The sequence below is a fragment of the Ralstonia chuxiongensis genome (assembly GCF_024158925.1).
Lineage (GTDB): Bacteria > Pseudomonadota > Gammaproteobacteria > Burkholderiales > Burkholderiaceae > Ralstonia > Ralstonia chuxiongensis.
The window spans coordinates 288,039-304,240 of the sequence record NZ_JAMYWC010000006.1 but is presented as its reverse complement, the minus strand read 5'-3'; the positions used below and the strand labels follow the sequence as shown (position 1 = coordinate 304,240).

18 protein-coding genes are annotated in these 16,202 nt (G+C 64.6%); 11 read left to right on the top strand and 7 right to left on the bottom strand.

The window, feature by feature from the left end; genetic code table 11:
* Positions 1 to 6 precede the first annotated feature (6 nt).
* The 4 genes from NKG59_RS21000 to NKG59_RS20985 all read left to right on the top strand — a co-directional run bounded on the left by NKG59_RS21000 (position 7) and on the right by NKG59_RS20985 (position 3,614).
* Entirely contained in the window at positions 7 to 1,263 is a 1,257-nt protein-coding gene (locus NKG59_RS21000; RefSeq protein ID WP_253540835.1) for an AI-2E family transporter, read from the top strand.
* Positions 1,264 to 1,488: 225 nt separating this feature from the next.
* A complete protein-coding gene (locus tag NKG59_RS20995) occupies positions 1,489 to 1,920 on the top strand; it encodes a hypothetical protein (protein WP_253540832.1) in 432 nt (143 codons plus the stop codon).
* A 7-nt stretch (positions 1,921 to 1,927) separates the two neighbouring features.
* On the top strand, positions 1,928 to 3,100 hold the full coding sequence (locus NKG59_RS20990) for a glycosyltransferase family 4 protein (RefSeq protein ID WP_253540829.1): 1,173 nt from the start codon (positions 1,928 to 1,930) through the stop codon (positions 3,098 to 3,100).
* A complete protein-coding gene (locus NKG59_RS20985; protein WP_024978053.1) occupies positions 3,078 to 3,614 on the top strand; it encodes a phosphatase PAP2 family protein in 537 nt (178 codons plus the stop codon). Before NKG59_RS20990 ends, NKG59_RS20985 begins: the two co-directional genes overlap by 23 nt.
* A 9-nt stretch (positions 3,615 to 3,623) precedes the next feature.
* Here NKG59_RS20985 and NKG59_RS20980 read toward each other — a convergent pair whose 3' ends face one another.
* The 3 genes from NKG59_RS20980 to NKG59_RS20970 are packed head-to-tail and all read right to left on the bottom strand — an operon-like array spanning position 3,624 to position 7,182.
* Complete coding sequence (locus NKG59_RS20980; protein WP_253540826.1) at positions 3,624 to 4,418, bottom strand: DUF2334 domain-containing protein; 795 nt, start codon at positions 4,416 to 4,418, stop codon at positions 3,624 to 3,626.
* A gap of 21 nt (positions 4,419 to 4,439) precedes the next feature.
* Complete coding sequence (locus NKG59_RS20975; protein WP_253540824.1) at positions 4,440 to 5,654, bottom strand: glycosyltransferase; 1,215 nt, start codon at positions 5,652 to 5,654, stop codon at positions 4,440 to 4,442.
* Positions 5,655 to 5,679: 25 nt separating this feature from the next.
* Entirely contained in the window at positions 5,680 to 7,182 is a 1,503-nt protein-coding gene (locus NKG59_RS20970) for an RNA polymerase factor sigma-54 (protein WP_253540822.1), read from the bottom strand.
* 171 nt (positions 7,183 to 7,353) lie between these two features.
* Between NKG59_RS20970 and NKG59_RS20965 the strand changes: the two genes are divergently transcribed.
* Together NKG59_RS20965 and NKG59_RS20960 are read left to right on the top strand one after the other, a co-directional pair.
* Positions 7,354 to 7,905: a hypothetical protein gene (locus NKG59_RS20965; protein ID WP_253540820.1), complete on the top strand. Its 552-nt coding sequence runs from the start codon at positions 7,354 to 7,356 to the stop codon at positions 7,903 to 7,905.
* A 22-nt stretch (positions 7,906 to 7,927) separates the two neighbouring features.
* Positions 7,928 to 8,074 (top strand): hypothetical protein, encoded by a 147-nt coding sequence (locus NKG59_RS20960; RefSeq protein WP_253540818.1) that lies wholly within the window; start codon positions 7,928 to 7,930, stop codon positions 8,072 to 8,074.
* 64 nt (positions 8,075 to 8,138) lie between these two features.
* Here the strand turns inward: NKG59_RS20960 and NKG59_RS20955 are convergent, their stop codons facing one another.
* Positions 8,139 to 9,242 (bottom strand): sigma-54 interaction domain-containing protein, encoded by a 1,104-nt coding sequence (locus tag NKG59_RS20955; RefSeq protein ID WP_253540806.1) that lies wholly within the window; start codon positions 9,240 to 9,242, stop codon positions 8,139 to 8,141.
* A gap of 541 nt (positions 9,243 to 9,783) precedes the next feature.
* Here NKG59_RS20955 and NKG59_RS20950 point away from each other — a divergent pair.
* The 4 genes from NKG59_RS20950 (at position 9,784) to NKG59_RS20935 (ending at position 12,957) form a co-directional block, all read left to right on the top strand.
* Positions 9,784 to 11,190 carry a sigma-54-dependent transcriptional regulator gene (locus NKG59_RS20950; protein ID WP_253540802.1) on the top strand — a complete coding sequence of 469 codons (1,407 nt, stop codon included), beginning with the start codon at positions 9,784 to 9,786 and terminating at the stop codon, positions 11,188 to 11,190.
* A gap of 90 nt (positions 11,191 to 11,280) precedes the next feature.
* Positions 11,281 to 11,448 (top strand): DUF1328 domain-containing protein, encoded by a 168-nt coding sequence (locus tag NKG59_RS20945; protein WP_004632450.1) that lies wholly within the window; start codon positions 11,281 to 11,283, stop codon positions 11,446 to 11,448.
* A gap of 69 nt (positions 11,449 to 11,517) precedes the next feature.
* Positions 11,518 to 11,823, top strand: a complete 306-nt coding sequence (locus tag NKG59_RS20940) for a hypothetical protein (protein ID WP_253540800.1) — start codon at positions 11,518 to 11,520, stop codon at positions 11,821 to 11,823.
* A gap of 120 nt (positions 11,824 to 11,943) precedes the next feature.
* Positions 11,944 to 12,957, top strand: coding sequence for a YihY/virulence factor BrkB family protein (locus NKG59_RS20935; protein WP_253540798.1), 1,014 nt, complete (start codon positions 11,944 to 11,946; stop codon positions 12,955 to 12,957).
* Between the two features lie 10 nt (positions 12,958 to 12,967).
* Here the strand turns inward: NKG59_RS20935 and NKG59_RS20930 are convergent, their stop codons facing one another.
* Positions 12,968 to 13,276 carry a hypothetical protein gene (locus NKG59_RS20930; protein WP_253540796.1) on the bottom strand — a complete coding sequence of 103 codons (309 nt, stop codon included), beginning with the start codon at positions 13,274 to 13,276 and terminating at the stop codon, positions 12,968 to 12,970.
* 137 nt (positions 13,277 to 13,413) lie between these two features.
* A complete protein-coding gene (locus NKG59_RS20925) occupies positions 13,414 to 13,641 on the bottom strand; it encodes a hypothetical protein (protein ID WP_004632457.1) in 228 nt (75 codons plus the stop codon).
* Positions 13,642 to 14,001: 360 nt separating this feature from the next.
* Between NKG59_RS20925 and NKG59_RS20920 the strand changes: the two genes are divergently transcribed.
* Positions 14,002 to 15,597: a peptide chain release factor 3 gene (locus NKG59_RS20920; protein ID WP_045205917.1), complete on the top strand. Its 1,596-nt coding sequence runs from the start codon at positions 14,002 to 14,004 to the stop codon at positions 15,595 to 15,597.
* On the opposite strand, the gene NKG59_RS20915 is transcribed toward NKG59_RS20920, so the two are convergent.
* Complete coding sequence (locus NKG59_RS20915) at positions 15,594 to 16,151, bottom strand: hypothetical protein (protein WP_253540794.1); 558 nt, start codon at positions 16,149 to 16,151, stop codon at positions 15,594 to 15,596. The two genes, NKG59_RS20920 and NKG59_RS20915, sit on opposite strands and share 4 nt — an antisense overlap.
* Positions 16,152 to 16,202: the final 51 nt, after the last annotated feature.

Genomic DNA, 16,202 nt, shown 5'->3' with positions numbered 1-16,202 from the left:
TCTGCCATGCCAGCCGAACTCACTCCTCCTCCCACGCAGCCGGAACCGCTGCACGGCAGCCTTCTCGACGGGCTGCGGCAGCCGGCCTGGCGCGTGGCGATGGTGCTGGTGGCCATTGGCGGCACCCTGGTATTTCTGCAATGGGCACGCGCGTTTCTGGTGCCGTTCACCCTTGGCGTGGTGCTCGCGTTTGCGCTGAACCCGGTGGTCGTGTGGTTGCGGCGCTGCTATGTGCCGCGCCCCATTGCAGCGGCCATCGTGGTGCTCGGCCTGTGGATTGCCGGTGCAGTGCTGGTCTTCGGGATGCAAGACGGCGTCTCTGCCATGGCGGCCCGGCTGCCGTTGGCCGCGGAGCGCGTGGCAGAAGCCGTCGACGGTATGCGCGGGCACATGGGCGGCGCATTCGACAAGATGCGCGAGGTGACCGTCGCGCTCGAGCACGCCGCCGAAGGCGTGCAGGGCAAGCCGGCGCCAGCGCTTGCCAAACGGTCGCCTGCAGTCGCTGCTCCTGCCGCGCAGCCGGTGCTGCCGCTGCGCGAGTTTCTATGGACGGGTTCCGCCAACCTCTTCGCGCTGGTGGGGCAACTCGTCGTGGTCTCGTTTCTCGTTTACTTCCTGCTTGCTTCGGGCCAGGCACTCAAGCGTAAATGGGTGCGCGCGGTGGGCAACACGTTGAGCGAAAAGAAGCGCGCGGTGCGCATGATGGCGGTTATCGGCACGCAGATTCAGTATTCGCTGCTGGTGCTGTTTGCAACCAACATCGTGTTGGGCGTACTCACCACGGTGGCCTTTGTGCTGCTCGGCATGGAAGACGCAGCGGTCTGGGGTCTGGCGACGGCCGTTCTGCACTTCGTGCCGTATCTCGGTTCCGTGGTGATTGCCGTGGCCAGCGGCATCGGTGCGTACCTGCAGATGGGCGCGTGGTCGGATGCGCTTGTCGTGGCAGGTGTCACGCTGCTGCTGGCCACGCTGGTCGGCACGCTGCTCGTGACGTGGCTGCAGAGCCGGGCGTCCAAGCTCGATCCGTGCGTGGTCTACATCGGCCTTCTGCTGTGGGGCTGGCTGTGGGGCCTGTGGGGCTTGCTGCTTGGGACGTCGATCACGGCGATGATCAAGGTGGTATGTGATCACGTCGATCGGCTGCGTCCGCTCGGTACGCTGCTCGGCACCACTGACGCGCCGGCAGGTGTGTCGCAGCGGTTGCTGGACCGACTGCGCGGCCGCCCGACGCGTCGCTCGGAACGCGTGCGGCTTCCTCGCTGATTGCACAAGAGTCACTTTGCGCAGCAAGCGTTACAAGCGCGCATGTAACGCTTACGCAACGACCACGCCACGACGCTGGCGGATGCGTGGGTACGCTGCAATGTTTCCGTCGCGCCGTTGTGCAGCGGTGGTGCAGGTCTTGTCGATTGCAGCATGCGCGCGTGGGTTGTGGGCACGGTGGTTGCGGTGCGCAAGGCAACCAGATCACGTCCGCAGGAGGGCACCATGAACCGACTACGCCCCACCTTACGCGGCTCACATGAGCGCGGCGAACGGCCGGCAGGTACGACACCGCCGCGTGCGCCAGGCGCGGGCCGAAACGCTGAAAACATCGACAAGATGCTCGGCAAGCCGGAGCAGGGCAAGCCGGGGTCGGGATCGCAAGACCGGCTGCCGCACGAGCGCGATCAACACCTAGAAGAGCAACGTTCCGCCCCGCGCAGCAATGTCGAGCAGGCCGCGCGCGACATCGAAAGCGGTCAGCTTGACACCGATCTGCACAATACCCCCGGCGTAGAACGCGTCGTGCGCGAGCGCCATGCGGCCAACCGCGACGACAGCGATCGCCAAGTCGCCAATCGCAGCGCAGACGACCTTGCTGACAAACGAGGCCAGACGGGCGGCCCCTCGCACAGCCGCGATGAGCACAAAGGTTGATCGGCCCATGCGCATTGCATATGTGACCGAAACCTGGCCGCCGGAACTTAACGGTGTATCGCTCACTGCCGCGCGCACCGTGGCATTTCTGCAGGCGCGCGGGCATGACGTGATGGTCGTGCGCCCGCGCCAGCGTGTCATCGACGCCGGCCAGCCTGCGTTGGCGGACGACACGCTCCGCGTTCCTGGCGTGCCGATTCCGCTGTATCCGGATTTGCGTATGGGTCTGCCCGCACGCAGGCGGTTGCTTCGTGCGTGGGCCGCCTATAGACCCGATCTTGTGCATGTCGCCACGGAAGGACCGCTCGGCTGGTCGGCCGTTCGGGCTGCGCGGCACCTTGGTGTGCCCGTGACCTCCGATTTCAGAACGCGCTTTGACGAGTACGGCCGCCACTACGCGTGGGAAGGTGCCGTAACGCTGGTGCGCGCCTATCTGCGCTCGTTTCACAATCGCGCCGATCGCACCTTCGTTCCCACGCGCGAACTGCAGCGGCAGTTAAGCGACCTCGATTTCGAGCGCCTGACGGTCAGTACGCGCGGCGTGGACGCACACAGGTTCACGCCGCAAGCCCGCAGTCACGCATTGCGTGCGCAATGGGGGGCTGACGCCGACACGCCGGTCGTGCTCGCGGTGGGGCGTCTTGCGTTGGAAAAGAACCTGGGCGTTGCGCTGGATGCGTTTGATGCCGTGCGCGAGCGCGTGCCCGAGGCACGCCTCGTCATGGTGGGCGATGGTCCACAACGCAACGCACTGCGCCGTCGTTGCCCCGGTGCCATCTTTGCAGGCACGCAGCACGGCGAGGCGTTGGCCGCGCACTATGCATCGGCAGACGTGTTTCTCTTTCCAAGCGTGACCGAGACCTTCGGCAACGTGGTGGTCGAGGCGATGGCCAGTGGCTTGCCCGTGGTGGCGTTCGATACCGCTGCGGCCGGCATGCACGTGCGGAGCCACGAGAACGGTTGGCTCGCGCCCCTCGGCAATGCCGCGTCGTTCACGCAGGCTGCCGTCACACTTGCCACCGATGCCGGCTTGCGGCAGCGCCTGGGGCAAGCGGCGCGGTTGACAGCGCAGGCGCTGGATTGGCCGCGCGTGCTCGAACGTTTTGAAGCCGCGCTCATCGCCGTGCACGACGCTGCCACCAACGGGGAGGCCTACCATGGCGACCCACGCCTGGCCTGACTGGAAGCGCTGGCGCGAGCGCGATCGGCAGCTTGCCGTGGCGCTCAATCACGTGGCCGGCGATGCGTCGGCCATGCGCTTCTATCGTGGTGTCAGTCGCCTTGGCGACGGCATGCTTTGGTATGCGTTGATGGCGGCGTTGCCCGTGGTAGGCGGTGACACCGGCTGGGAATGCGCCAAGCAGATGGGGCTCACGGGGCTGCTCTCGCTGGTCATCTACATCCTGCTCAAGCGCGGCGTGTGCCGGCCCCGGCCTTACCTCTCTTGCGAAGAGATCCACCTGTGCGGGCGCGTGCTCGATCAGTTCAGCTTTCCATCGGGCCATACGCTGCATGCGGTGTCGTTCAGCATTGTGATGGCGGCGTATTACCCGCGCATGGCGCTGGCGCTCGTGCCGTTTACGCTCATGGTGGCCGTCTCTCGCGTCGTGCTCGGCCTGCACTATCCGAGCGACGTGCTTGCGGGTGCCGGGCTCGGGATGCTGATCGGCGGATTGTCGGTGTGGTTGTTCTAGCGCTTGCGTTTAGTACGACGTTTGCGCGTGCCCGCCGACGGTGGTTTCCGGGCCGCCCATCCAGGCTTGGGCCAGCACCTGCGCAAAGCCGTTCTTGGTAACGGGCGTGCGTGTCTCCAGGCATGCAGCGAGCAATTCCTGCCAATGGCGAATGACGTCGGGATGCGCCGCGTCGGCCGGATGCAGGCCCAGGCGCACCAGTGGCGCCTCCGCGTGTCGCTGCGCCAGCCAGCGCAGGTAGTACCGCGACACCAGCCGGCGCGCCGGCGAGCGCACGCTGTACGTCAGGCATGGCGCCTTGAGCGGGCGCCGCGGGTGCAGCAAGTAGAAGCGTTGCAGCGTGGTCGTATAGCGCAGGGGCAGGCCGTCGAGCGCCTCCCAGGTTGGCCGGTTCATCAGCCACGCCGGGGCGACAAAGCCATGCAGCGGCCAGCCGTTGGCTGCAAACCACGCGGCGCCGGCCTCAATGCGCGCACGTGCCGCTGCCAGCGGAATTGCAGAGAATTCGCCTTCGCCCGCGGTATAGCGGGTGCGGATCAGTTGGTCGATCACGCCGCCGGGGGGCTGGTCGTCCAGGTGCGCATAGCCGTGCAGGACAAGCTCATCGCCCTCGGCCAGGCATTCGCTCATGACGCGGCAGAAACGCTCACTGCTGCGTGCGGTCGGGCCGCGATAGAAGTTCGGAATGACCAGCAGCGACTTGGGTACGCGCGCCACCTCATCCAACGCAGAAAGCAACACCTTGCACGCAGGCCATGTGGCGGGCGTGACATCGTGCATGGCAAGAATGAGATGGCGCGACATGATGAACAGGATCGATCAGGGCTACCGGCCGCGCGATGCACGCACGCGCTCGCGAGCCGGTTGTGGAGGTGTCTCCGCAGCGGCGCTGGTTTGCCGGCCGAGCAGCGCGCGGTAGCGTTGCAGAAGTTGCGGCAGGATGGCCTGCCAGTCGTACTGCATGGCATGCCGGCGCGCCGCGTGCGCCAGTGCGACCGGATCGCGCTGGCGCAGCGCCTGCAGTGCCTGCGCGAAATCGTCAGCGCGGCAACGCGGCACCGCATAGCCGACACGCTCGTTCACCAGTTCGCTCAAGCCGCCGGCCGCGCAGGTGACGACCGGCACGCCGCTGGCCATCGCTTCCAATGCGACGAGGCCGAATGTTTCCTGGTCGCCCGCGTGCACAAACGCGTCGGCACTCGCCATGGCCGCAGCTAGGTGCTGCGTGTCGCCTTCATAAGCGAGCGCGCGCACATGCTTGCCGCGTGGGGGTGTGGGACCCGAACCAATGGTGACGAGCACGCTGCCGTCGTCGAGCTTGTCCACCGCGTCGCACAGCACGTGCAGATTCTTCTCGGGTGCGTAGCGGCCGACGTAAAGCAGCACACGTGCATCGCGCGGTAGGTCAAGCTGTTCGCGCCAGCGCAGCGAGCGCCGCGCGGGGTGGAACAGGCGCGTGTCGACGCCCAACGGTTGCAGTTCAATGCGTTGCACGCCAAGGTCAGCCACTTTCTGCGCGATGTAGCGGCTGGGCACGAACACCGTATCGAAGTGCGGATATAGCTTGCGGGCGTACGCGGCAGCGGCCAGCTCGGCAGGCGGGCCGCCCAGGCGGCGGAAGAACGCGGGCAGATCGGAGTGATAGAACGCCGCCACCGGCACTTGCAACTGCGCGCCGGCATGCACCGCCGCCCACGACAGCCGGTACGGGTCACCCGCTTCAATCAGATCGGGCGACAGCGCACACAGCGCCCGCATGGCTGGCCCGGTCCGCAAGGGAATGCGATAACCATGCGACAGCGGCAGCGGTACGCCCGGCACCACGGCGATCTCATTGGTAGCGTCGTCCGCCGTGCCGGGCACGACCAACGTGTGCCGCCATTGCGTGGAGCGCAGGAAGTCGTGCTTGGCGCGCAGGTAGCGTTTGACGCCACCGCTTTCCGCCGCCCAGAACATCGTCACGTCGGCCAGATGGAATGACGCGGTCATCGCATCGTCGATGCGGCGTGGCGGGTAATGATCGGTGGGCAGCTTGCGCACGGGGCTCCTGTCGGTGGCGGGCGCGTCAGACCTGGCGCCGCATTTCCGCCGGCGCAATGCGCATCAGCCCGCGATATTTGGCCACTGTGCGGCGCGCAACGATCACGCCCTGCTCGGCCAGCATCTTGGCGAGCGACACATCGGAGAGTGGAGCATCCGAATCTTCGGCTTCGATCATCTCCTTGAGCAACGCCCGCACCGAGGCCGCCGAGCATGCGCCGCCGGTGTCGGTTGCCAGTTGGCGCGAGAAGAAGTACTTGAACTCGAAGATGCCGCGCGGTGTGGCCATGTACTTGTTGCCTGTTGCGCGCGAGATGGTCGATTCGTGCAGGCCCAGCTCTTCGGCCACGTCACGCAGCACCAGCGGCTTCATGGCCACCTCGCCGTATTCCAGGAAGTGCTTCTGGTGCGCGACGATCGCCTCGGCCACGCGCTGGATGGTGGCGAAGCGCTGCTGCGCGTTGCGGATCAGCCAGCGTGCTTCCTGCAGTTGGTGTGCCAGCGGCGTGCGATTGTGGCCGCGCGTCTGGGCAAACAACTCCGCGTAGACCTTGTTGACGCGCGCGCACGGCGCCACCGCCGGGTTCGTCAGGGCAATCCATTTGCCCTTGATCTTGGTGACGATCACATCCGGCACGATGTAGCCCGCATGGGCCTGCGAAAAGCGCAGCCCCGGGCGCGGGTCCAGCATGCGGATCAGTGCGCAGGCGTCGCGCAGCTCCTCTTCGGTACAGGCGAGCGCGCGACGCATCTGCGTGAGTTCGCGCTTGGCCAATCGGGGCAGGTGGCTGCGCACGATGTCTTGCGCGATCTCCTGGATGCGTTCTTCAGCTTCGGTGTCGGCGGGGCGCGCTTCAATCTGCAGGCGCAGGCACTCCGCCAGATCACGCGCCGCCACGCCCGGCGGGTCCAGGCTCTGTACGAGCGCCAGCGCAATCTGCATCTCCTTCTCGGTGGGCGGCGGCTCCACCGGCGCCAGCGGCATCAGCTCGGAGAGCAACTGACGCAGGTAACCGTCGTCGTCCAGCGCTTCAATCAGCGTCTGTGCGAGGAGGCAGTCGCGCTCTGACAGGCGATAGCTGCGCAACTCCTGATGCAGATGTTCGCGCAGGCTCGGCGTGGAGTGCACCCATTCGCCGATGTCGCTGTCTTCACCATCGCCATGGTGGGCGCCACCGTGGCTGTAATAGGTGCTGAAGTCGGTGGGGAAATCTTCCGATGCGGCCAGCGTCGGATCAGTCTCGATGGCGCTCGTGGTGGTTTCCAGCGGAGCGTCGTCTGCAGGCGTGTGATCGGCTGCGGCGCCGTCCCGATCGGCAGAAATGGCAATGTCGCCGGTGCGCGCGGCATCAGGCTGCGCACCTGCTTCTTGCTCGACTTCTTCGAGGAACGGATTGCTTGCGAGCGCTTCTTGCATTTCCTGCGCAAATTCGGTTGCAGACAACTGCAGCAGCTTGACGGATTGCTGCAGTCGCGGCGTGAGCGCGAGATGCTGCTTCGCACGCATTTCCAGAGCGGCCTTGACCATTCGCCTTGCCTCCTTTGGTGAGTGGGCGTCGACATTTCCGTCGACCGGTCACCGCATCGATGCAAAGGGTATGCCATGCGAACGAAGCCAGTCGCCACAAGGCTTTACGGGCGGCTGGCACGCCGTTTCTACATGGTCATGTCGTTTTTATATGCCCATTGTTGCCGGCACATGACAGCGCCGACGGCGGTTGCGGGCAGCCTGCGCGGGTGCAGATGGGTGGCACCGCAGGTACATGCGTTGCTGCGGTGGGAGGCGGGAGACGCGCCGCAGTGCGCTTCCATCGCCTTCTTATCGAGCATCACATCGCAGGAGAAACCACATGCGAACACGTTTCCTGACCGCTGCGCTCGCCAGCGCCATCTTCGGGCTTGGCATCGGCACGGCCGTGGCCCAGAAACGACCGCGCCGGTCGATAACCAGGAATCCAGCAACCCGACCAAGGCGCCGGGCAAGCGCACCGATCCGCCGTCTTCGACTGCCGACCGCACGGCCAATACAGCGATGCCCGGCAGCGAGGCGGCCCCCGCCGCAGGGAGCGGCAACGACACCAGCAAGCCGATGCACAAGAAGTATCGCCATCACAAGAAATCGAATTCGACCGTGCCGGGCGGTACCAACAGCGCGGGCGACATGTCGCACTCGGGCGTGCAGGCGGGGGGCAATGACGCCGCAACGACCACCGGGAATTCCTACCCCGGTAGCTCGAAGCCAGGCCAGTAACGTTGAAAGGGAAGGGCTCGCCATGCCGATGAAACTTACCACCGCCGTCCGCACGGGCCCGCGCGCCCGCGCGGAGACCGAACCCACTCCGCGCCGGCCGACGCCGGAACCGCAGGAGCGCCGCCGCCATGAGCATCCGGGCGAGCGCGCGCACGCGCATCCGCGCTAGAACGTCAGCGCGGATGCGCCGGGTGCGTCAGGGCCGGGGGGCGTTTGAGCTTGAAAGCGCGCGGTCAAGCCGCCATGGCGGCTGCTGCGGTGCTTTGATAGAGGTCGAGGCGGTTGTACAGCGTCTTCAGGCTGACGCCGAGCGTCTTGGCGGCCTGGCGCTTGTCGCCATGAAAATGCTCCAGCGTGGCCAGGATCATTGCGCGTTGCGCATCCGCCAGCGTCACGCCCACCGACAGGCTGAGCACACCTTCCTTGACGGTCGGGCGCGCAGGGCCGCGGGCAGGCGCCAGCGGTGCGGCCAGTTCGACGGTTTTCTCGCCGAGGATGTAGCCGCGCTGCACGGCGTTGCGCAACTCGCGCACATTGCCGGGCCACAGCTGGCCACGCAGTGCCGCCAGGGCTTGGCGCGAGAACACCTTGTCGGTCTGGTGCGCAGCGTTGAACTGGGCAAGGAAGTGCAAGGCCAGCTCTTCGATGTCGTCTTCGCGATCGCGCAGCGGCGGCACCTGCAGCGGCACCACGGCCAGGCGATACATCAGATCTTCGCGAAAGGCACCTTCACTCACCGCTTCCAAGAGATTGCGGTTGGTGGCCGCGATGATGCGCGCGCGCGTCTGGATCGGCTCAGTGCCGCCCACCCGCATGAACACGCCGGTCTCCAGCACGCGCAGCAGCTTGACCTGCATCTCGACCGGCATCTCGGTAATTTCATCGAGGAAGATCGTGCCGCCGCAGGCATGTTCGAAATAGCCGACATGACGCTGGGCCGCCCCGGTAAAGCTGCCCTTCTCGTGGCCGAACAGTTCCGACTCGATCAGGTTGGGCGAGATGGCGCCGCAGTTCACCGCGATGAAGGCCTGGTCTGCGCGCGGGCTCATGTCGTGTACCGTGCGCGCGATCAACTCCTTGCCCGTACCCGATTCACCCATGATGAGCACCGTGGCCAGCGTGCCTGACACTTTGCCGATCTGGTCGTACAGCGCACGCATCACGGGCGAGCGGCCGTAGAGGTGACCGAAATCCGGCTCGGCGATCGGTTGGGTAGGGGATGTTTCGGCGTCGGACGGCACGCGTTCGGTGTCGCCAAAGTCGGCCAGGGCAGGGGGATAGCGCAGGCGCCCGACGGTCACTGCGCGGTCGTCGGCGAAGGCTTCGCTCAAGGACATGGCTCCCTCGTGGTTGGTCGCGACGGGGACGTCCTGGCGAGCGGCTGCATCTTCAGCGATGCAGTCTTCGGAAGGCAGGGTACGTCGTCATCCCGTCACATTGTGTTGAAAAGTTGAGCCATTATCAGGGCCGCCCAAGCGCGTTGTATGTCGGGCATGCGCTGACGTTTCTTCCATCCTGTCGGCCAAACGCTGACAAGAAACGGGCCTGAGACGCAGATGCCGCGCGGGTTTCACATTTGTCATGCGGCGTAAGGTGTCCATTTCGGCCCGCAGGTGGCGAAGCGCTGACCTTCTCAACTATGCTGACTCCTGCGTAGTACCAGTGGCCCACCCTGGAGTGATGTATTCGATCCATTTCTTGCATGCGTGCGTGTAAAAATTACCGACCCCCGCGTTGACGACACGGGTTTAGGCGCGTGATGGCGGAGGTTGTATTGGATGGAATACTTTTTGCACTTGCCGCCGGTCCTCTAGTCGAACGGGCCGTTGTGCTCTGCATGACCGCCGGCACATAACCGGCTCATCCAACCAAATCGAGATGCCACATATCCTGATTGTCGAAGACGATGCCAACGCACGCGCCGCTCTAGGTGAGCTGGTGGGCGCCGAAGGCTTCACCACCGCGCTGGCCGGGTCGCTGCGCGATGCGCGCATTCAGATGTCGCGTCACAGCCCCGATGCCGTGCTGATCGACCTTGTCCTGCCCGACGGCAACGGCATGGATCTGATGGAAGACATCGCGCCGCACTCCGGCACCGAGATCATCGTCATGACAGGCCACGCCAGCGTGGAAACCGCCGTCGAGGCCCTGCGCATGGGCGCGGCCGACTACCTGGTCAAGCCCGTCAATTTCCAACGTTTGAAATCCGTACTGGCGCGCATCCCGCGCCCGGGCGATCTGAAAGCCGAGATTGGCAACCTGCGTGGTGAGCTGCGCCGCCTGGGGCTCTTCGGCCAGATGCTCGGCAATTCGACCGTGATGCAGACGCTGTATGACCAGGTCAGCCGCGTGGCGCCCACCGAGGCGACCGTGCTGCTGATTGGCGAATCGGGCACCGGCAAGGAACTGGCCGCGCAGACCATCCACGACCTCAGTCTGCGTCGCAAGCAGCCGTTTCTGCCGGTCAACTGCGGTGCCATTTCGCCCAACCTGATCGAGTCCGAAATGTTCGGCCACGAGCGCGGCAGCTTTACCGGCGCAGACCGTCAGCACAAGGGCTATTTCGAACGCGCCAACGGCGGCACGCTGTTCCTGGATGAAATTACCGAGATGCCGGTCGAGCTGCAGGTGAAACTGCTGCGTGTGCTGGAAACCGGCGTGTTCATGCGCGTGGGCACCAACCGCGAGATCGACTCCGATGTGCGCGTGATTGCCGCCACCAACCGTGACCCGGAAGAGGCCGTGGCCGACGGCAAGCTGCGCGCCGACCTGTATCACCGCCTGAACGTGTTTCCGTTGCAATTGCCGCCGCTGCGCGAGCGCGGCAAGGATGTCGAGCTGCTGGCTCAACATTTCCTCGACCAGCTCAACGCGCAGAGCAATACCAAGAAGGCATTCCTGCCACCGGCCATGGAAACGCTGCGCGGTTATCACTGGCCGGGCAACGTGCGCGAACTGCGCAATTACGTGCAACGCGCATACATCCTGTCCGACGACGCCGGCATCGATACAGCCAACGTGCCGCTGCAGGTGTCGAGCACGCAGGTTTCGTCTGGTTCCACGCTGACGATTTCGGTAGGCACCTCGCTGGCGAGCGCCGACAAGAAGATCATTCTTGCCACGCTGGAACAGTGCGGCGGTGTGAAAAAGCGCGCGGCTGAACTGCTCGGTATCAGCCTCAAGACGCTCTACAACCGGCTGGAGGAATACGGCAACAGCAACGCCGACGACGGCGGCGACGGCAACAGCGCGGGCTCCGGCCGCGCGCATGCCACTGAGGCATAACCCGGACTCCTGGCGCGGTACGCGGCTTGCTGAACCAGTGGGGTATCCGCCCCATGGCGGCAAGCTCACTCAACTGCACAGGAGGTCACCATGCTGCGTTATGCAGTCGTCTTTTTCATCATCGCCCTGATTGCGGCCGTGCTCGGGTTTGGCGGCATCGCTGCCGGCGCAGCGAGCATCGCCAAGATCCTGTTCATGATTTTCGTGGTGCTGTTTGTGGTCAGCCTGATCTGGGGTCTGGTCGCGGGCAGAGGATGACGCCGGGATGATGCGCATAGCTTTCAACCCGGCTCTCACGATGCCACGCAACTCCAGGAGCGCTGACTGATGGAACCGTCTCAAACCAACCCGTTTCCCAAATCCGATACCAACGGCAACCTCATCCGCGGCGACGTGGCGCAAGCCGCCGAGCGTGTAAAGGCGACCACGGCACAGGCCATCGACCGCACTGCCGACGCAGCGGCCACCGCACTTGACGAGGCCGCTGCCAAGCGCGATCAGTGGCGCGCCTCGCAGCAGCGTCTGATGAGCGATGCGGCGGACTGCATGCGATCGCATCCGCTTGCGACGATCGGCCTGGCGTTCGGCGCAGGCTTTCTGATCAGCCGGTTGCTGGGCAGCGGTAACGACTGAGGGCGCAAGCCCTCAAGATTCCTCGCAGCCACGGTCGCGCTTGCGCGCGTGCCGTGCGCTGACTAGGCTCAAGGTCGAGGCCGGCACAGCGCTGGCCGCATCGCCTTGCAAGGAACCTCCATGCGCCCGGCTGCCTTCTTCGACCGCGACCTGCTCAAGCGCTCTGCCCAAGTGCTGATGGGGGCGGTGCGGCAGTGGTCTGCGCACCGCGCTGCGAGCAAGGGCGCGGCGCTGTCGTTCTACACGCTGTTCTCGATGGCGCCGGTGCTGGTGCTGGTCATTTCCATTGCCGGCTTGTTCTTTGGCGAACAGGCGGCGCGTGGCGAAATCTTTGGGCAGATCCAAGGTCTGGTGGGAGCGCAGGGCGCCTCTGCGGTGGAAGCCGTGCTCGCGGCTACCCGGCGCTCGGGCAGCGGCCTTTTCGCTGCAGTCACGGCCGTCGCGCTATTGCTGATAGGCGCCACCACGGCCTTCTCCGAACTCAAGGACAGCCTGGACGAACTGTGGGAAGTTCCGCCGCGCCAGCAAGCAGGGCTCTGGGGCTTGTTGCGATCGCGCCTGCTGTCGTTCAGCCTGATCCTGGTGCTGGCGTTTCTGCTGCTGGTGTCGCTCACCATCAACGCGGCGCTGGCGGTGGTGGAGCGCTTCTGGGGGGCGTTGTGGGCGGGCTCCACTTCGGGCATTGCGCTGCTGGTGGCGCAGGTGCTGTCGTCGGCGTTTTCGTTTGCTGTCGTATCGCTGTTGTTCGGCACCATTTTCAAAATGCTGCCCGAAACGCGCGTGGCCTGGCGCGACGTTGCTCTGGGCGCCATCGTTACGGCGCTGCTCTTCACGCTGGGCAAACACCTCATCGGTCTGTATCTCGGCAACAGCGCTGTGGCGTCGTCTTACGGGGCGGCGGGTTCGGTGGTGGCGCTGATGCTGTGGATTTACTACTCTGCCCAGATTTTCTTCTTTGGCGCGCTGGTCACGCGGCAATACGCGCTGCGATTCGGCAGCCGCCAGTACGAAGCGTCACGTCAGACCGGTGCGGCCGCGCAGGCGGCGTTGCTCAACCCGGCGCTGGCGGCAAACCTGTCCAACGGCGAACGGGCGGTAACCCGAACGCAGCGCGCAACAGCCGCTAAGACCTAAGGACGCCGGCTCAATCCCGCGTCAACTGCTCCAGCAGCATTCCGGCCACGAACGCCAAGCCGATCGTAATGACCGGGTGCTGACGCACGGAACCGCTTGCCTGCTCCGACACATTCGCGTGCAGGTTCTTCAACTGTTCGGTGCGCTTGTCGAACTGCGTCAGCGCTGTGGAAAGAACGCTTGCCAGTCGGTCGATGCCTTCTGCCGTGGCATCTTTGACGCGCTGCGCGGTGTGATCGATCTGCGGGTGCAGCGTGGTGACCGTCGCACCGTTGGTGCCATTGCTGCTGGTGGGCGGCTTGGGGGTCAGTTCGGTCATGTCGGCCTCCTGAGTTGAGTCGTGTCAGCCAATCACAAGCAACCGCCATGCCCCGTCTCATGGCACCCGATCGTTGCGTGACGCCCAAAAGAAAAGGGCCACGACTGTGGCCCTCGACACGGTGAGGAACTGCGCGACTAGCCGACCGTCACCACGGTCTTGCGCACGGCCCAGATTTCAGCTTGTAGGGCGAGTGCGGCGAGTGCCTGCAGGCTGTCCTGCGGCAAAGCCTTGATCCGTTTGCGGCGATTGGCGGCACGCTGCTGACGCGCCGCGCGCACGCTTTGCTCGTCGAGTTGCCACGCCTTGCGGGTGGTCTCGATGATGCGTTGCACTGCCGGATCGACAGGGATTCGACTACGCACGATGTTGGACTCCTTGCTTCTTTGCTTCTTTCGACGTCGCGGCGTACCCAAAGGCGGGTTTCGCGACGGCCTCCACAATACGGGAGCTTCATGACAACTTCGATAACATCGACTCCGAAAGGGTTGTCAGTGCATTCCCACAACGGGTTGGTCTCCTCCGTCCGGGGGACGGTTCCTAGGGAGTTTCCCCTGTTTGCCGCTCGGATCAGTCGATCTTAAGCAAGGGCGCCGATCGCGTACAATCTCGGCTGCCCGGATTGACAACTCTGATCGGGCAGTCCATCGGCCGCCGGGATGACCCCGCCAGCCAGCGCCCATGCCATGGGCGCATTCATCACTTCTCCCTTTCGGTTTTTGCCCGTGAGTACGCTGCAGCAGGAGATCCGGCGCCGCCGGACGTTCGCCATCATTGCCCACCCGGATGCGGGTAAAACCACGCTCACCGAGAAACTGCTGTGGTTCGGGGGCGCCATCCAGATGGCCGGCGCCGTGCGTGCGCGCAAGGCCAACCGCCACGCCACCTCCGACTGGATGGAGATGGAAAAGCAGCGCGGCATCTCGGTCACGTCTTCAGTGATGCAGTTCCCGTACCGCAACGCCGGCGGCGATTACATCGTCAACCTGCTCGACACCCCGGGCCACGAAGACTTCTCGGAAGACACGTACCGCACGCTCACGGCAGTCGACTCCGCCGTGATGGTGATCGACTCCGTCAACGGCGTGGAAGCGCAGACCATCAAGCTGCTCAACGTCTGCCGCCTGCGCAGCACGCCCATTCTCACGTTCATCAACAAGCTCGACCGCGAAGGCCGTGCGCCCATCGAATTGCTCGATGAAATCGAAAGCGTGCTGCAGATCCAGTGCGCGCCGATGACGTGGCCGATCGGCATGGGCAAGTCGTTCAAGGGCGTGTATCACCTCGTGAACGATACGGTCCAGCTGTTCGACCCGAACGCCGACAGCGAGAAGGGCGCCACCGCCGGCCTGATTCAAGGCCTGGATAACCCCGAACTGGACCGCGTGCTGGGCTCGCAGGCAGAAGAGCTGCGCATCGACATCGAACTCGTGCGGGGCGCATCGCACACGTTCGACAAAGAGGCATTCCTGGCCGGCAAGCAGTGCCCGGTGTATTTCGGTTCGGCGGTGAACAACTTCGGTGTGCAATCGCTGCTGGATGCATTGGTTGATCAGTCGCCCGAGCCGCTGGCACGCCCCACCGAAACGCGCGAAGTCAAGCCGATGGAAGAGAAGTTCACCGGCTTCGTCTTCAAGATTCAGGCCAACATGGACCCGAAGCACCGTGACCGCATCGCCTTTGTGCGCGTGTGCTCGGGCCGCTTCGAGCGCGGCATGAAGCTGCTGCAGGTGTCGACCGGCAAGACGGTTGCCATCAACAACGCCATCACGTTCATGGCGCAAGACCGCAACACCACGGAAGAGGCATTTGCCGGCGACATCATCGGCGTGCCCAACCACGGCACGATCCGGCTGGGTGATGCCTTTACGGAAGGCGAGGCGCTCAAGTTCACGGGCATCCCGTCGTTTGCGCCGGAGTTTTTCCGCCGCGCGCGCCTGAACAACCCGCTGCGCCTGAAGCAGTTGCAGAAGGGTTTGCAGCAACTGGCCGAAGAAGGCGCCACGCAGATGTTCCGCCCGCTGGCGTCGAACGATCTGGTGCTCGGCGCCGTCGGTATCCTGCAGTTCGACGTGGTGGCGCATCGCCTTGAACACGAATACGGCGTCGATGCCATCTTCGAACCGCACGAATGCTCAACGGCCCGCTGGCTGCGCGGCAAGCAGGAAGATATCGACAAGCTGATCGACAAGGCCGGCCACAACGTAGCCCTGGATGGTGCGGGTGACTACGTGTATCTGGCGCCGAGCCAGGTGAACCTGCGGCTGACGCAGGAGCGCTTTCCGGACATCCAGTTCATGGAAACGCGGGAAATCGTTTAAGCGACGATGGGTGAAAAGAGACGGGGCGTAGAGCCCCGTTTTTTATTGACCTCTTCGGCGCGCCACCGGGCAAACCGCTTCAAGTCCGCGGGCACCGGTGTCGGCGTTTCGCTGTGAGAGCTGCAGAAGCTGCAGAAGCTGCAGAGGCTGCGGGTCTGCGGGTCTGCGCCGGTCACTTTGACCGTGATCGGCTTGCCTGTATGGAACAACGCGTAGAAGCGCGCCCGCGACTTCACGTCCCCCACGGCATACGCGTCCATGTCCGACACCTCAAGGCGCGCGGGGATCGTCAAACGGAGAGGGCCGGAAGCCAATTGGATGCGGAGGGCCTTTCCGTTTTGCTCCGGTTGCGCGTTTGTGAATACCGCAACGTGGAGCTGCTTGTCCTCGCAGTCGGCGGAAAAGCTCAGGCCATCGGTTTCATAACCGCCATAAGTCAATGACTGTGGGACGTAGTACCAGCTTGCCAGCTCCTCTTCGACGGTCTCCGTGGCGGCCGCCAACGCGGATGTGGCGAACAAGGTGGCGATGGCAGCAATGGACAGGACGCGCAATTCGGAGCCTCTCACGAGCTATGAAATCCGGTGCGCAACAATGCCGGAATG

What these genes read in the sequence shown, in the direction of transcription:
- NKG59_RS20995 (WP_253540832.1), top strand. Translation starts at nt 1,489, where the DNA reads ATGAACCGACTACGCCCCACCTTACGCGGCTCACATGAGCGCGGCGAA.
- NKG59_RS20980 (WP_253540826.1), bottom strand. Translation starts at nt 4,418, where the DNA reads ATGTCGCGCCATCTCATTCTTGCCATGCACGATGTCACGCCCGCCACA.
- NKG59_RS20985 (WP_024978053.1), top strand. Translation starts at nt 3,078, where the DNA reads ATGGCGACCCACGCCTGGCCTGACTGGAAGCGCTGGCGCGAGCGCGAT.
- NKG59_RS20970 (WP_253540822.1), bottom strand. Translation starts at nt 7,182, where the DNA reads ATGGTCAAGGCCGCTCTGGAAATGCGTGCGAAGCAGCATCTCGCGCTC.
- NKG59_RS21000 (WP_253540835.1), top strand. Translation starts at nt 7, where the DNA reads ATGCCAGCCGAACTCACTCCTCCTCCCACGCAGCCGGAACCGCTGCAC.
- NKG59_RS20990 (WP_253540829.1), top strand. Translation starts at nt 1,928, where the DNA reads ATGCGCATTGCATATGTGACCGAAACCTGGCCGCCGGAACTTAACGGT.
- NKG59_RS20960 (WP_253540818.1), top strand. Translation starts at nt 7,928, where the DNA reads ATGCCGATGAAACTTACCACCGCCGTCCGCACGGGCCCGCGCGCCCGC.
- NKG59_RS20940 (WP_253540800.1), top strand. Translation starts at nt 11,518, where the DNA reads ATGGAACCGTCTCAAACCAACCCGTTTCCCAAATCCGATACCAACGGC.
- NKG59_RS20955 (WP_253540806.1), bottom strand. Translation starts at nt 9,242, where the DNA reads ATGTCCTTGAGCGAAGCCTTCGCCGACGACCGCGCAGTGACCGTCGGG.
- NKG59_RS20965 (WP_253540820.1), top strand. Translation starts at nt 7,354, where the DNA reads ATGACAGCGCCGACGGCGGTTGCGGGCAGCCTGCGCGGGTGCAGATGG.
- NKG59_RS20950 (WP_253540802.1), top strand. Translation starts at nt 9,784, where the DNA reads ATGCCACATATCCTGATTGTCGAAGACGATGCCAACGCACGCGCCGCT.
- NKG59_RS20930 (WP_253540796.1), bottom strand. Translation starts at nt 13,276, where the DNA reads ATGACCGAACTGACCCCCAAGCCGCCCACCAGCAGCAATGGCACCAAC.
- NKG59_RS20935 (WP_253540798.1), top strand. Translation starts at nt 11,944, where the DNA reads ATGCGCCCGGCTGCCTTCTTCGACCGCGACCTGCTCAAGCGCTCTGCC.
- NKG59_RS20945 (WP_004632450.1), top strand. Translation starts at nt 11,281, where the DNA reads ATGCTGCGTTATGCAGTCGTCTTTTTCATCATCGCCCTGATTGCGGCC.